The following is a 15,512-nucleotide window of genomic DNA, read 5'->3' on the forward strand; positions in this document are numbered from 1 at the left end:
ATTTTAATGATGAAGAATAGCATACAGACGCATTTAATTAAATGTCTGTACTAAATATGACTAAGCGAAAAATAGGAAGCTTTTAATAATTTTAAATGTGGCAGTTAAAAATTATGGCGCATGCTGCACTACAGCATTATCTCAATAATTTTATTATTTTCTACTGTAATTCTTTCAAATTCTAACCCATAATAAAATTGACTGTAAGTGCTCATTTTGTATATAGTGCCACCCACAAACAACAAGAATCCTTAATCAGGAGTAGCAATGACTAAAAAAATAGCTAAACTCAGTATCGAAGGCCAAGAGCCGCTTGAACTACCCGTTTATACACCCACTTTAGGGAACGATGTGATTGATATCACTCAACTGGGTGCTCGTGGCGTATTTACCTTTGATCAAGGCTTTTTATCTACTGCTTCCTGCGAATCCAAAATTACCTATATTGATGGCGATAAAGGTATTTTGCTCTATCGAGGTTATCCAATAGAGCAACTTGCTGAGAAAAAAGATTTTCTTGATGTAAGTTATCTCTTACTTAATGGTGAATTACCTAATGCTGAAGAAAAGAAAAAATTTGTTGGCTTAATTAATAACCATACTATGGTACATCAACAAATGTATCAATTCTTAAATGGTTTTCGTCGTGATGCACATCCTATGGCAATTATGGTAGGAATGGTTGGTGCTCTTTCTGCTTTCTACCATGACACTATGGATCTGAATAATGCAGAAGATCGCTTTATTTCAGCGATTCGTATGGTTGCAAAAATGCCTACTTTTGCGGCTATGAGTTATAAATATTCAATAGGATTGCCTTATATTTATCCCCAAAATAAGATGTCTTATGCTGAAAACTTCTTACATATGATGTTCAGCGTTCCAACAGAAGAATCAACTCCTGATCCAGTTCTCGTGCGGGCAATGGATACTATATTTATTTTGCATGCGGATCACGAGCAAAATGCATCCACTTCCACAGTACGGCTTGCTGGTTCAACAGGTGCCAATCCTTTTGCATGCATTTCTGCAGGTATTGGAGCGTTATGGGGCCCTGCTCATGGTGGTGCAAATGAAGCCTGCTTAAACATGCTTAAGGAAATTGGAAGTGTAGATCGAATTCAACATTACATTAAACGAGCAAAAGATAAAGATGATCCATTCCGCTTAATGGGTTTTGGCCATCGTGTGTATAAAAGCTATGATCCCAGAGCTAAAGTGATGCGTCAAACGTGTTACGATGTTTTGGAAGCTGTGGGTGCAAAAGATGCTCCTTTGTTCAAATTAGCCATGGAGTTAGAACGCATTGCTCTTGAAGATGATTATTTTATTGAGAAAAAACTTTATCCTAATGTTGATTTCTATTCAGGATTAACATTAAGTGCTATTGGTATCCCAACAAATATGTTTACTGTAGTATTCGCGCTGGCTCGTACAGTAGGCTGGATGAGTCATTGGATGGAAATGGTTGCTACCAAATCAAGAATAGGTAGACCTCGTCAGCTTTATACTGGTGAAAAAACCAGAAAGGTACCTTAACAAGCGTAAATGTGGCATAAAAAGCAGGTAAATGCTTTTTATGTCACTTCACCTACATTAATTTGTTCCTTGCTAAAACACAACATCATACTTGTCAGAAAAGCATCCTATCATTGTTCAAAACAACAGGAATGATAAAGCCTTAGCTCCTACCAATTCGTAATAATTTAATGTCAGTATGGATAGAGATATAACATAGATAAATTTTCATATACCAGCATTCTTTTGAATCTTTGGAAATAAAATCCTACATGCAATATGGATAGGATTGTACTGTAGTTTGAATTAAATCCAACAACTCCCTGATTGCAACAAAAAACATAGTATAGTGCGGGTAGCTCGGATTACAGCTTTGCCTCCGGGGGCTGCAGAAGAAGGAATCAGTTTCCTTAAATGGTCGCCATTAAGTTGCTCGGGTAAAGGCATGAAGCCTAAACCCGGTTTCATTTTGCTTGATTCAATACAAATAGGGTGTTGTGCTAACGGTTATTCTATGCCTCCTGCTCTTCTAAGGCATAGGATTGTATTGTAGTTTGGGTTAAATCCAACAATTCTCTGATTGCAACAAAAAACATAGTATAGTTTAGGACTGTACTTGCTTTCAGATCAGCTAAAATGTAACGCCAACGTTGAATTAATGCCCTATGTGAGTCACCCCAAGAAGTAAGACGTGCTTCCAGATCAGGATTATCGCTATCATAGTTAATTAATCCAGCGGTAAGTTGGCGTTGTTGCCAATCTAGATCATCTCGCAGTGCTTCTCTAGATAAAGATTCCCAATGATTTTCGCTAGGATGAATAATGATTTGTTTTCTTATCCAGGCAAGATCTAAGAATTCACCTATTCCATAATAAATTTCAGCAACCTTTGCAACACTCATATTTTTCTTATAGGCAATTTCAATCATGTCAGTTGCCGCAAATAAGCCACGAGATATAGTTAACTCATGAGCCAATGTGGGCGAAATACCCTCATCAATCAACTTTTGATAATGCTCTTGGTACTTAACACGCCGTTCTTCACTTAAAATAGAAGGTATAGATTTCTTCAGTGCAATTATCCCATCTGCATAGAGTTGTACAACTTCTGAAATATCTATCGCTTTCCGTTGACTACGCAAGAACCAACGAGTAATACGTCTTGCAAGTCTGGCATATAACATCATCATCTCAATTTGTTGCTTAGCACTTATCTTAGTACCTAGCTCCTCAATTTGTCTCCAGACAGATTCTAAGTTAAGAACGGAGCGAGTAATGATGTACGCTTTGACAATCGCAGAAACAGGTGCGCCAGTTTCATCCTGTAATCTATAAACATAAGTAAAACCCATTTCATTAACTATAATATTGCTTAATTTTGTAGCAATTATTTCTCGTCTTAATGGATGAGATTGCATTTGTTTGCTAAAACGCTCTTGTAAAGGTATTGGAAATGAACAGGTTAAAAAATACTCCATATACGCTTCTTCGGGAACACCTGATGCCAGAATTTGTTCTTTCAAAATCGTTTTACTGTAGCACATCAAAACTGCAATACTGGGGCGCATTAATCCTTTCCCCATTAATTTGCGCTCCATAATCGCCTTGTCATCAGGTAAGTATTCTAAACTACGATCAATTTTTCCGGTGCGCTCTAGCTCATTGATATAGCGACTTTGGAGATCCAAGACTTGCAAAGGTTGAGAAGCAGTTAGGCTGATTGCACGCGTTTGTAAGAAATTGTCTCTCAGAACTAACCTGCTCACTTCATTGGTCATTTCTATTAAAAGTTCATTTCTTTGTTTGGGAGTCAAATCACCACTTGCCACAATACTGTTTAGTAAAATTTTAATATTTACTTCTTTATCAGAACAGTTCACTCCGCCAGAGTTATCAATAAAATCAGTATATACCATCCCCCCATTTAAAGAGTATTCGACTCGAGCCAATTGGGTTAAACCTAAATTACCCCCTTCACCTATAACTTTACAACGGAGTTGTTTTGCATTAACTCGAGTTGCATCGTTAGTCCTATCACCTACATGGGTATTCGACTCAGTACTGGCTTTTACATAAGTACCAATTCCGGCACTCCAAAGTAAATCAACCTTAGCTTTTAAAATCGCTTTAATTAATTCATTAGGCTCAATTTCAGTCTGTTTAATACCTAAAGCTGCTTGCATTTCCTTACTGACGGGAATTGATTTAGCATTGCGATTAAAAACCCCTCCTCCCTTAGAAATTAGTTTTTTATCATAATCAGTCCAATTTGACCGGGGTAAATGAAATAAACGCTCACGCTCTTTAAAACTCTCTTCCGCATTAGGATTAGGATCAACAAAAATATGTATATGGTTAAAGGCACCAATTAACTTGATATGCCTTGATAACAACATTCCATTACCAAAGACATCTCCAGCCATATCACCAATACCAACCACAGTAAAATCGTTATTTTCAATGTCTATATCTAACTCATAGAAATGGCGTTTCACAGATTCCCAGGCGCCTTTAGCAGTAATCCCCATTTTTTTATGGTCATAGCCCACTGAACCACCCGAAGCAAAAGCATCGCCTAACCAAAAACCATATTCTTGAGAAATTGCATTTGCAAGATCAGAAAAGGTGGCCGTGCCTTTATCTGCAGCAACAACAAGATAAGGATCATCCTCATCAAAACAGACAACATTTTTGGGTTTAACTACCTTACCATCAATATAATTATCAGTAATGTCTAATAAGCCACGTATAAATAATTGATAACAACTGATTCCTTCAGCCATTATTTCTTCTCGTGTACCATTAACAGGCAAGAACTTGGGTACAAAACCACCTTTAGCGCCGCTTGGTACAATTACTGAGTTTTTCACTTGTTGTGCTTTCATTAAACCAAGTATTTCTGTACGGAAATCTTCTCTTCGATCTGACCAACGTAACCCTCCTCGAGCCACTTTACCGCAACGCAAATGAACTCCTTCAAAACGAGGTGAATAAACAAAAATTTCAAACATTGGATGGGGTTTGGGTACACCCGGAATTATTTTGCTATTCAGTTTCAAGGAAATGTAAGGATTGTGATGCCCATTTTTATTAATTTGATAAAAATTAGTACGCAATGTCGCACTAATAGCATGAATATATTGTCTAATTATCTTATCTTCATCAAGGTTTGATACTCCATCAAGATCAGCTAAGATTTCAATGGACAAATCAGTAAAACGATCTTCTCGATTAGGATCATCAGCTGGATTGCAACGAATCTCAAACAACGTTACTAATTTTTTAGCAATAGCAACATTATTATTTAAAGCCATTTCCATATAATCTTGGCTAAAAGTAATGCCAATTTGTTTAAAATATTTAGCATAGGTACGTAAAACAGCCACCTCACGCCAATTTAGGCCGGCTGCTAAAACTAACTGATTAAAGCCATCATTTTCAGCTTCACCAAACCAAACTTTAGCAAAAGCATTTTGAAATAACTCTTTAATTTCATCAAGATCGAACTCAGTGGATTTATTATATTGCATAGCAAAATCATTAATCCAAGTAACCTTACCATCATCAAACTTTAATGGATAAGGGCGTTCACTAATCGCACGCAACCCTAGCTTTTCCAATATGGGTAAAACATCAGAGAGTGGAATCGTCGAATCATGTTGATAAACTTTTAATCTAAAACTATTTTCTGATTCATCCAATGGCTTATAAAAATTAATTCCCAAAGGATTTTCAGGCGTAAGCATTTCAATATGCTTAATATCATATACTGCAGTTCTGGGAGAAAACATATCACGATAAGCAATGGGAAATGCATTTTTATACTGGGCATACAAACAATTTGCTTGCTCCTCTCCATATGACTCATATAAATGAGTTTGCAAATCATCTGCCCATGAGCGTCCCGCTTCGATCAGTTTCTTTTCAATTTCTTTTAAATCGTATTCAAGAGGCAATTGAGGATTAATTTTAATAATAAAATGAACACGTGCTAACACTGATTCTGTAAACTGTTGCGAATATGTAGTCTCAATCGAATTAAAACTCTCATCAAGAATTTTCTTCATAGTCATTCTTAATTCTGTATTGATTCTTTCCTTAGGAACATACACCAGACATGAAACAAAACGGTGATAAACATCCATTCGCGCAAACAAACGAATACGCTTTCTATCTTGCATGTAAAAAATACCCATTGCAATTTCGAGAATTTCATCTTCAGTTCCCTGAATTAAATCATCGCGCGGCAAAGTTTCAAGAATATTTAACAAAACTTTACCTGCATGACTTCTGGGATTAAGTCCAGAATTTTCCATAATGAGCGCTACTTTACGACGCAAAAATGGAATTTGTTTGGGGTTAGTGTGATAAGCAGCTGAAGTATACAAACCAATAATTCTTCGCTCCCCAATAACCTCTCCTTCTGCGTTAAAACGCTTAATACCTATATAATCGGTATAAGCATCACGATGTACGCTTGCCAATGTATTGGTTTTTGAGGTCACTAATATGCGAGGAGATAAAGAAAATTCTCGTGCCTCAGGAGTCATTGCAGAAATGCTACGCGCCATTGATTTTGTAACATTTTCACGCAAAAGTCCTAATCCTGTGTCAGGTATTGCTTGTAAAACTGTTTCTTTCCCTTTTTGTACAAGCTCATAATCCCGCATGCCTAAAAAAGTAAAATGATGGTCTTCAATCCAATGTAGAAAAGCCTTGGTCTCCTCCACTTCATCCATGTCGAGCACTGAAGAAACTTTATCGATCTCAGCAATTGCCTCGCGAACCGCGGCGCGCATTTTTTCCCAGTCTTCAAAAACAACTCTATTATCCTCAAGGGCTCTTTCGCATCCTTTATGCAATTGTTCAAGCATTTCAGGATCGGTTTGTCGATCAATTTCAAGAAATATTGGAGCTTCATGAAGTACTCCTGTTTCAGCGGTCAATTGATTACGCGGTAAAATCTCACAAATTTTATTATCTTTATCTCTTTTAACGCGAATCCCGCCCATATGAATTGTTAAATGAGATGATAATCCCATTCTATGGATTACTAGACGAATTGAATCAACTAGAAAAGGCATATCATCACAAATCACTTCAATCACAGTATGTGTCGTTTGCCAGCCGTGCCGTTCAAAATCTGGATTATAAATTCTTATTTTCGTTTCATGTGGAGCACGTTCATTAATCAAGGACCAAAAATTAACTACAGCCCCATAAAGATCATCCAGATTCCATGCATCAAGATCTTCCATAGCCACAGTACCATATAACTGTTTGGCAAATTCGGCGCAGAATTCAGCTTGACTACCAATCATAGAGCTTTTAATTTTATCTACAATGGCTTCAATTAATACATCTTTACCCTCTTCAAACTTATAAGACATTGTTTTACCTCGTCGATTTTGCCTCGGCCCTGCAGCGAGAATTATTGTTTAAATAAATAACCAGCCACTCATACCTCACTGCAGTGACAAGAGATAAGAGTGGCTCAAAAATTATGTTTTACTCAAGCATCTTGATACTTCATCCTCTCGAAGATTAATATCAATGCCTTATCATTAAGAGTTACCAACTGCTATGGTTTTGATATTAACAAATTCTAATATACCTTCTCTTGATAATTCACGACCATAGCCAGACTCTTTTATTCCACCAAATGGTAACCTAGGGTCAGATGCAACAAAAGCATTGACAAAACATACTCCGACATCAATTTCATAGGTCGCAATATGTTCCCCTTTTTCTAAATCACGAGTAAACACAGCCGCACCTAAGCCATATTGGCTTTGATTGGCATAGGCTATGGCTTCTTTTTCATTATTGGCTGAAATAATAGCAATAACAGGCCCAAATAACTCTTCATCAAAAGCAGGCATGCCTGGTGTTACATTAGTTAACAAAGTTGGTGGGTAAAAATACCCTTGACCGTCAGGAATTATACCACCAAGCAATAATTTAGCACCTTGTTTCAGTGATTTTTCTACTTGCAAATGCAAGCTGTCTCTCAAGTCCAAACGAGCCAAAGGACCAAGTTTAGTATCTGGATGAAGTGGGTCTCCCATTTTAAATCCAGCCATTTGTTCCATTATTTTTTGAACTAACTCATTTTCAATAGATTTTAAAACAATGATACGCTTAGCAGCAATACAAACTTGGCCTGAATTATTTAATCTTGAATTAACAATACAGTTTGCAGCCAAATCAAGATCAGCATCTTCAAGTACCAAATAAGGATCATTTCCACCAAGCTCTAAAACAGATTTCTTCAAAAATTTTCCTGCATGTCCTGCAACAGCACTTCCAGCGCGCCCACTACCAGTCAAAGTTACAGCAATAACAGATGGATGTTCAATTACTTTAGCTGCTCCATCATTATCAACAATTAAATGTTGGAAAACATGGGGCGGAAAACCTGCCTCTAAAAAAAGCTGCTCTATCTTATTTCCTGTACCTGTTGAAATAGGCGCATGCTTTAAAGCCGCGACATTCCCCGCCATTAATGATGGAACCGCAAAACGAAATACCTGCCAAAATGGGAAGTTCCATGGCATAATAGCAAAGACTATCCCTAAAGGTAGATGGCATACTTTGGCTTTTCTCATCTCAGTTTGTACAATTTTAGGCGCAAGATACTCCTCCGCATGCTCCGCATAATGCTCACATAGCCAAGCACATTTATTAATTTCTGCCTTACCTGCGGTGATTGGCTTTCCCATCTCATAAGTCATTAATTGTGCAAGCTCGTCAGTTTTATTTTTTAAAAGCTGTGCAAGTTGCAGCATTAATGATTTTCTTTGGGTAAACGATGTCTGCTTCCATGATAAATAGGCTTTGTGACCTTGATTTAGTTTTTCATGAATTTCCTTTATACTCAGACAATCATAGCTTTGTAAAACTTGTTCTGTTGTGGGATTTATTGTTTGAATTTTCATTGTATCTCCATACAAAATAAAAGTATATTTAACTCAAAGTTAACAACTCTCCTTGCGTACTACTTTTGATTATTGATACTATTTTTATGTTTTACGCTTTATTATAAAAAAGTAGTAGTCAATATATTAAATAGACTTGTTTATTATCTTCGAAATTCGCTTTTAGAAGAATACTTTTTTAAATAATGGATTTCTATTAACCCTAGGATAATTGATGAATTTAAGCAAATTGAAATTCCATCCATTACAATACATTGCTGCTTGGTCAGTACATGTCTTTACAGCAAGTGCCGCGTGTATTGGTGTTTTTTCGTTGGTAAAAATGTATCAGCATGAATACATTTTTGCTTTGTGGCTCATGTTAATCACGGTAGTTATAGATGCAGTTGATGGCAGTTTTGCACGTCTTGTTGAGATTAAAAAAATCTTACCACAGATCGACGGAGCTCTGCTTGATAACATTGTTGACTATTTAAATTATGTTATTACTCCATGTTTTTTCTTATTAGTTAAACCTGACATGCTCCCTCCACAATATTCCGTTTTTCTGATAGCTGCAGTGACAATTACTTCTGCTTATCAGTTTTGTCAATCAGATGCAAAAACTCCAGATCACTTTTTTAAAGGGTTTCCGTGTTATTGGAATGTAGCAATTTTATACATGTTTATATTTAATACTTCTGCAACAACTAATGCCATAATATTATTCATTCTTTCTATACTTATTTTTGTGCCTGTAAAATACGTTTATCCTTCAAGACTGGATTACTTAACAGAGTCAAAGATATTAAAAATACTCATGCATATTTGTTCTATTATTTATGCTATAAGCTCTATTTGTTTACTCATAAGCTATCCTAATCCCAATATTGTTTGCCTTAGCCTCTCTATGGCATATGTTTCAATGTATTTGTTTTTAAGCTTTTATAGGACTTATTATCCATTGATTAAAGCAAAAATTACTGCACATAGAGAATAGGCTTCTTTTACTGAAGGATAGACTTTGTTTTTTTTATGATTAAAATAACCCAAAAATTTACTTATTGAGGTCGTCATGTTTTTGTTGCATCAAATAAATAAATCTCTAATTCTCTCTCTGATACTAGTGAGCTCAGTAGAGGCAGCAGGACCATTCCCGCGAGGGTGTGAGGTCACAGGTTTTGGATATAATCAAAATTATTTAATTTTAAATGAGACCGGAAATCAATCTTATTATTTAATACAAAATCATTCTGATAGTAAAATTGAACTAGAGCGTTTAAATACTGAAGAAGCTTTTATGAGTCCCCCTTTACATGCCACATTAGATCCAATGAACTGGGGAGCATTTGCTTCTGATGTTAAAAATTTAAATTTCAAATGCTATAAACGCAACGATGACGACTCCGTTCTTGTAGCTTGCCAAGATGTATTAGATGTATGTCAATACCCAAGAGTAAAATTCGCCCTCAGTAACATGGGGAATTATTGGATTTCATTTAATAAACCACAAGGAACAATTATCCAAGAGTCTGTGGCTAAAGGAATTTATTTAAAATGGTGATTTGTGCTTAAAAAACTCTTCATCCTATTGGGATGGTTTGGCACACTTATTATATTATTTGGAACCACTCAAAAACCATCCCATGTTTATTATATTGCTGGCGCTGTAATATTACTTGCCACAGCAATCTACTATAGGTTGTTTTTTTATATTGCTCTTGAGCTTATTCTTATAGCAGGACATTTAGCAATTATTCTGAGAATCGGACCATATACCCAACTTTTTCTGCCTATACTACTCTGTACCCAGCTATTAACCTTCTATTTTGTATTTGGTAAGGTAAAAATCTTTTTAGTCCTTGGGATTTTAGGAATTGCTTTTCTCTCAATAGGATTAGCTTATAATAATCAATGGATATTTTTTTCTGGCAGTACATTTATTGCCACTTACTCTTATTATGCTGGGCACAAAGGACAACACCCCGCTTATATTTGGGCTGGTTTAAATACCGCGCTTGCTTTAATTGCCCTTAGCAGGATTCTTATATTTTAATCAATGTTTGACAAATTATTGGGAACCTTCCGTTTTTGCGGTGTTGTTGCATGGAGCAACAAATGTCTTGATATAAATCTCGTCATCGGGTTTATGCCGAATCCCTGCGGCGAAGACCACGGAGCCCATTTACTGAATTATATGGTGGTGTCAATCCTTCCAGTCAGGATTCATTTTTGAATAAGAGTTATTTTCCATTATCGCTTCCATCCGTTTAGACGATCCATCTGAACCCCGCGGTCTGCGCCCATAGGTATCTACACTGCGGGGACTCACATGAAAGCCATGTAATTGGTTGAGTTTAAAACAAACATGAGTTGCTACATCCCATATTTGATCGATGCAACAACGCCGCTTTTGCGGAAAGTGACGAGATTCCCAACCTGTGCAAAAACGTCATCTCTGCGTCAGCAGCTGGACCTTGCGCAAAAGTTCAGTCTTTACCAAGAGACAAGCATACCCCCTGAACAGATACCACGGGGTTTATGCAGACAAGCCGCAGAACATCGAAGAGTAGAGCTAGACTGGATTTTTAGAGATGATAGATTCAAGTGTAAGCCAGGGAGCTATTGAAGTATGCTATAAGCAAAGCAGAGTATATTTTTTTAATATCTATACCTTGCTTCGCTTTATGCAATAATAAAAAGATCTCTATTTGGCAGGAACAATTTCAATACTTAAATTAGCAATCACATCACTATGAACATGTATTTCAACAACAAAAGTACCAATTGAATGCAAAGGACCTTCTGGCAGCACAATTTCACGCTTACTTACTTCAATATTTTTTTCAATCAAAGCATCTTTAATTTCATTAACACCAACAGACCCGTATAATTTACCTTCGTCACTAGCCATAGCACTAATAACTACATGAGTATCATTAAACTTAGAAGCACGCTGTTCTGCAGTAGATAAAGCCTGTTGTGCTTTCTTTTCAAGTTCTGATCGACGTTGCTCAAATACTTCAATATTTTTAGGTGTAGCAAAAACAGCTTTATTTTGTGGTATTAAAAAATTACGACCATAACCTGCTTTTACATTAACTTTATCACCTAGGTTACCTAAATTTCTCACTTTTTCTAATAAGATAACTTCCATCTCAATAACCCCTTAAATTGATTCGCCTACCCTTGATGGGAGGTACGTTCTAAAATTAATTAAACTATCTAATGAACCAAGGACAATGTAGATACACAGTACAAAAGTTGGCTTCAATAATATTAATAACATTAATAAAATGAATATACTAATCTGGCCTTTACGAGAAAAAATAAAATAAACCAAAGTAAATCCAGCAAGTAAAAAATAGCAAAGCAGCAAAGGAAGAACATTGATAGCTAAAGGAATTTCATAATAAGAAGCTAGCGAAACTCCCAAAAACACTAAAAACGATAATTTGCTACTTCGAAATGTCATAAACTCATTCTTGAACCCCCCAGGTACAAACAATTTAGCCTGGATTGCACGAGCAACCATCAACGACATTACTGATGAAATAATTACACTTAACATCTGAACGCCGAAAAACAATTGTGCTAAGATTAATGAATTCATGCCATCGAGAGAACTTTCAACGAGCTCCTGATATTGTATAATGAGCATTTTAAATTGCTCAAATTGCCCCAAAATAAAATTAGGTGCTAAAAGTTGAAGAAGCAAACATCCCAAAAATGCTTGTATGAAAAACACTCCAAATGCTATTTGCCATTTACCTGTTTTCCGCAAATATAATGCTGCAAAATAACAGGGCATATAAGTAATAAGCGTATTAATTAAAGCACCGGATAATGGTACCAACATCATCAATGGAACAGAATGAATCACTAATGCGGGTAATAAAATATCAAAACCAGACTTTGCACCTCTTCTTAAAGTTACTAGACAAACTAAAGCAACCGAAAGCCAAGAGACAAATGGCAAGACTGAGCAAACCACTGCACAAGCAATTGCATACTGCTTATTTTCAAGCATTACCTTGCATTGTTTTGATATAAAATTACCTGCTCGATTCATTTGATTTTATTTATGGCTATCACAATATGGCAACAGACCAAGAAATCTGGCTTGCATAATTGCTCTTGCTAACTGTCTTTGAAAACGAGTATGTGTACCAGTAATACGACTTGGTACTATTTTTCCTGTTTCAGAAATATAATTTTTCAATAGATTGATATCTTTATAATCAATTTCATTACCACCTTCTGCACTGAAGCGGCACATTTTTTTTCTACGAAAATAAGCTGACATAAATAAGACTCCTCTTAAGCTGCTCTGGTTTCTTTTTCTTTCTTCATCAAAACAGACTCAGTAGTAATCGCTTGTTTTTGACGTGTAATTAAGTTTCTGATGATTGCATCATTGTATTTGAATGCATTTTTAATCTCTTCCAGAGCTTCAAGACTGCACTCAATATTCATAAGAATATAATGTGCTTTATGTACATCACAAATTGGATAAGCTAATTGACGACGACCGAGGTCTTCTTTTCGGTGGATTACTCCAGTGTGCTTACTTATGATCCCCTCGTAACGCTCAACCATTGCAGGCACTTGCTCACTTTGATCAGGGTGCACAAGAAACATAATCTCATAATGTCTCATGATTTCTCCTTATGGGTAAAAGCCTTCTGTATTCAATGACAACAGTAAGGCAAGGTTTTAAAAAAGCTGCCAATTATAACTATTTTAACTCGCTCTTACAATCTTAAGCCGTATAAAAAATAGAAATTTTTAAATTTTGTTGCTTAATGCTATGAGATAAATTTTTTTATTCATTTATCTCAATTTGTAGTGGCAAATATCTATAAATTAGGTTACCGTGCACAAGATAAATATTATGGACTTACAATCAACTTAATCAAAAATTATAGAGGTTTTTAATGGATATAATTTCTCTTCAATTTGAAGAACCTTTAATGATTCATATTGGCAAGACATCTGTCAAAATTTTAGCTTTTAAAACACAAGAGCCTGGAAATATTAAATTTGGAGTCGATGCTCCTAGATCAGTAAATGTGCACAGAGAAGAAATTTTTCATGCAATTAAACAGAAACAACTTTTAGATACAGTCGAATAGTTACTCAATGAACCAAATATCATCACGGTCAATTAACATTCTTGCTGGGTTAATACTGGTTTTATCTTCTCTTGCTTTTTTAATTAATCATTATTTTTTTAAATATAGGGGAAATAATTACTTTCCAGAAGGCATTCCCTTTCTAGCAACAGTTTTGTTTCTTTTCAATTTGGGATTAATGCTTTATTTCAAAAAAGGGAGCAAGTTCAGACAAGTTGGTAGAGAACTTCTTTATTTATTTGGGGTAATGAGTTTGATTGCAATAGCAACCAATGCAGTGCAATTAACTCCCTTCTCACCCATAGACCCATCTATTGTTGATGTTGAAAACTATTTACATTTTCCTATGGAATCAGTTGTGGCTTGGACGAATAATCACCCAAAGTTTAAATACCTCCTTGGAGTAACTTATGATAGCCTAACCTATCAAATGAGCATTTTACCCTTATTTGTCATTTTTACATGTCACTTTCACCTCGTTCGAGAATATTATTTCTATTTATTGTGCACAACCTTAATTGGATTTTCATTTTATTACTTTTTTCCTACTACTGCTCCGGCAAGCGTTTTAAACAGCACTCTATTTTCTATTTCACAAATAGCTACGGGCCTTAAGTTTGAACAAATTCATCATTATATTAATCCTACTACAAATGATGGTGGTCTTATTGCTCTTCCCTCTTTTCACGCCATTTGGGCAATATTATGTGTAAACTTAGTCCGAGATTGGAAAATTTTATGGATTATTTTATCGGTGATTAATTTGTTTCTAATCGCATCATGTGTACTTTTAGGATGGCATTATATAACCGATATCATAGGTAGTTTTATTGTTTTATGGATAAGTTACTACTTTTTTAAACAGTGTAAAACAGAAAACAACATTATAGAAGAGCGTGCTATCTTGAGGGACTCTTAAAAAAGGGTATTATAAAAATTGGATTGCACAATATCTCTCAAGATTTATATCATTTCATATCTTATATTTTTCGCACTAATCCTGACGGGAACGCAAGCTCATTTTGGATGACCTTATTATTCCAGTTCGCTTGATTCAAACCTGCTAATTGTTTTTCTAGTACAGCCCGTAACTGTATGTTACGCTGCTCGCTGAGCATTGGATATACTTGTAACACCACTTGCCCATCTTGTTTACCTGTTTTTACGGGTTGATTAATGATTCTTACTTGAGTACCAACTGGGACTGAGCGAAATAAAAGTTCAATATCATCAGGGTACATCCGTATGCATCCTGCGCTTACACGAGTACCTATTCCATCTTGTCTATTGGTACCATGAATAAGAAATGTAGGCCATCCTAATCGTAAAGCATACTGACCCAATGGATTATACGGGCCTGACGGAAATTCTTCTGGAAGGAAATCACCATTTTTTTCAGCCTCCACGCGTAGGTTTTTTGTTGGCCTCCACTTAGGATTAGCTACTTTAGCAACAATTTTGGTCACTCCTAATGGAGTTTTCCATCCTTTGCGTCCTATACCAATAGGAAAAGTAAGCACTACATTTTCATTTTCGGGAAAATAATAAAGTCTGTATTCTGCTAAATTAATTACAATCCCTTTTCTAGGAACATGGGGCAAAATATACTGAGAGGGAATAATTAGCCGTGAATTAGCGGCTAAAGTACGTCTGGGATCAATATGTGGATTAGCTCTAACTAACTCATGATAACCTACATCAAATCGTTTCCCTATTTCGTCAATGGTTTCAAGACCTTCAGTCAAAGTGTATTGTAGCTCACCTACTACATCTCCTGTAGTGGGTAAAACCAACGTGGTTGCATGAGCAATCATGAAAAGCCCAATGAGTTGTAAAAAAAACAAAAAAAATAGTCTATTTTTGCTTAAGTACATTTTTCATCATTACTCAAAAACATACTTGGGTGACACAAAGTGAACTCTATATTTTATCATGCTCTTCT

13 protein-coding genes are annotated in these 15,512 nt (G+C 35.8%); 6 read left to right on the top strand and 7 right to left on the bottom strand.

Annotation, left to right across the window (positions count from 1 at the left end):
• Nucleotides 1-267: 267 nt before the first annotated feature.
• Complete coding sequence (gene gltA / locus DYH34_RS09465; RefSeq protein WP_058466393.1) at nt 268-1,539, top strand: citrate synthase; 1,272 nt, start codon at nt 268-270, stop codon at nt 1,537-1,539.
• Nucleotides 1,540-2,030: 491 nt separating this feature from the next.
• On the opposite strand, the gene DYH34_RS09470 is transcribed toward gltA, so the two are convergent.
• On the bottom strand, nt 2,031-6,908 hold the full coding sequence (locus tag DYH34_RS09470; protein ID WP_058466394.1) for an NAD-glutamate dehydrogenase: 4,878 nt from the start codon (nt 6,906-6,908) through the stop codon (nt 2,031-2,033).
• A 174-nt stretch (nt 6,909-7,082) separates the two neighbouring features.
• Nucleotides 7,083-8,456, bottom strand: a complete 1,374-nt coding sequence (locus tag DYH34_RS09475; RefSeq protein ID WP_058466395.1) for an NAD-dependent succinate-semialdehyde dehydrogenase — start codon at nt 8,454-8,456, stop codon at nt 7,083-7,085.
• Nucleotides 8,457-8,670: 214 nt separating this feature from the next.
• On the opposite strand from DYH34_RS09475, the gene pcsA reads away from it, so the two are divergent.
• The 3 genes from pcsA (at nt 8,671) to DYH34_RS09490 (ending at nt 10,491) form a co-directional block, all read left to right on the top strand.
• Nucleotides 8,671-9,435, top strand: a complete 765-nt coding sequence (pcsA, locus tag DYH34_RS09480; protein ID WP_058466396.1) for a phosphatidylcholine synthase — start codon at nt 8,671-8,673, stop codon at nt 9,433-9,435.
• A gap of 75 nt (nt 9,436-9,510) precedes the next feature.
• Nucleotides 9,511-9,999, top strand: coding sequence for a hypothetical protein (locus DYH34_RS09485; protein ID WP_058466397.1), 489 nt, complete (start codon nt 9,511-9,513; stop codon nt 9,997-9,999).
• Nucleotides 10,000-10,002: 3 nt separating this feature from the next.
• Entirely contained in the window at nt 10,003-10,491 is a 489-nt protein-coding gene (locus tag DYH34_RS09490; RefSeq protein ID WP_058466398.1) for a hypothetical protein, read from the top strand.
• Between the two features lie 651 nt (nt 10,492-11,142).
• Here the strand turns inward: DYH34_RS09490 and rplI are convergent.
• Genes rplI through rpsF form a run of 4 tightly spaced genes read right to left on the bottom strand, consistent with a single transcriptional unit; the run spans nt 11,143 to nt 13,094 of the window.
• Nucleotides 11,143-11,592, bottom strand: a complete 450-nt coding sequence (gene rplI, locus DYH34_RS09495) for a 50S ribosomal protein L9 (RefSeq protein ID WP_058466399.1) — start codon at nt 11,590-11,592, stop codon at nt 11,143-11,145.
• 12 nt (nt 11,593-11,604) lie between these two features.
• Nucleotides 11,605-12,507, bottom strand: coding sequence for a hypothetical protein (locus DYH34_RS09500; protein ID WP_058466400.1), 903 nt, complete (start codon nt 12,505-12,507; stop codon nt 11,605-11,607).
• A 6-nt stretch (nt 12,508-12,513) separates the two neighbouring features.
• Nucleotides 12,514-12,741 (bottom strand): 30S ribosomal protein S18, encoded by a 228-nt coding sequence (rpsR, locus tag DYH34_RS09505; protein WP_003636950.1) that lies wholly within the window; start codon nt 12,739-12,741, stop codon nt 12,514-12,516.
• 14 nt (nt 12,742-12,755) lie between these two features.
• Nucleotides 12,756-13,094: a 30S ribosomal protein S6 gene (rpsF, locus tag DYH34_RS09510; protein ID WP_058466401.1), complete on the bottom strand. Its 339-nt coding sequence runs from the start codon at nt 13,092-13,094 to the stop codon at nt 12,756-12,758.
• A 278-nt stretch (nt 13,095-13,372) separates the two neighbouring features.
• Between rpsF and DYH34_RS09515 the strand changes: the two genes are divergently transcribed.
• Both DYH34_RS09515 and DYH34_RS09520 read left to right on the top strand, forming a co-directional pair.
• On the top strand, nt 13,373-13,570 hold the full coding sequence (locus DYH34_RS09515) for a carbon storage regulator (RefSeq protein ID WP_058466402.1): 198 nt from the start codon (nt 13,373-13,375) through the stop codon (nt 13,568-13,570).
• Between the two features lie 7 nt (nt 13,571-13,577).
• Entirely contained in the window at nt 13,578-14,489 is a 912-nt protein-coding gene (locus tag DYH34_RS09520; RefSeq protein WP_058466403.1) for a phosphatase PAP2 family protein, read from the top strand.
• Nucleotides 14,490-14,550: 61 nt separating this feature from the next.
• On the opposite strand, the gene DYH34_RS09525 is transcribed toward DYH34_RS09520, so the two are convergent.
• On the bottom strand, nt 14,551-15,444 hold the full coding sequence (locus tag DYH34_RS09525; protein ID WP_058466404.1) for a L,D-transpeptidase family protein: 894 nt from the start codon (nt 15,442-15,444) through the stop codon (nt 14,551-14,553).
• Between the last annotated feature and the right edge of the window lie 68 nt (nt 15,445-15,512).

Origin of the sequence: Legionella cincinnatiensis, from assembly GCF_900452415.1 — a bacterium.
Classification (GTDB): Bacteria; Pseudomonadota; Gammaproteobacteria; order Legionellales; family Legionellaceae; genus Legionella; species Legionella cincinnatiensis.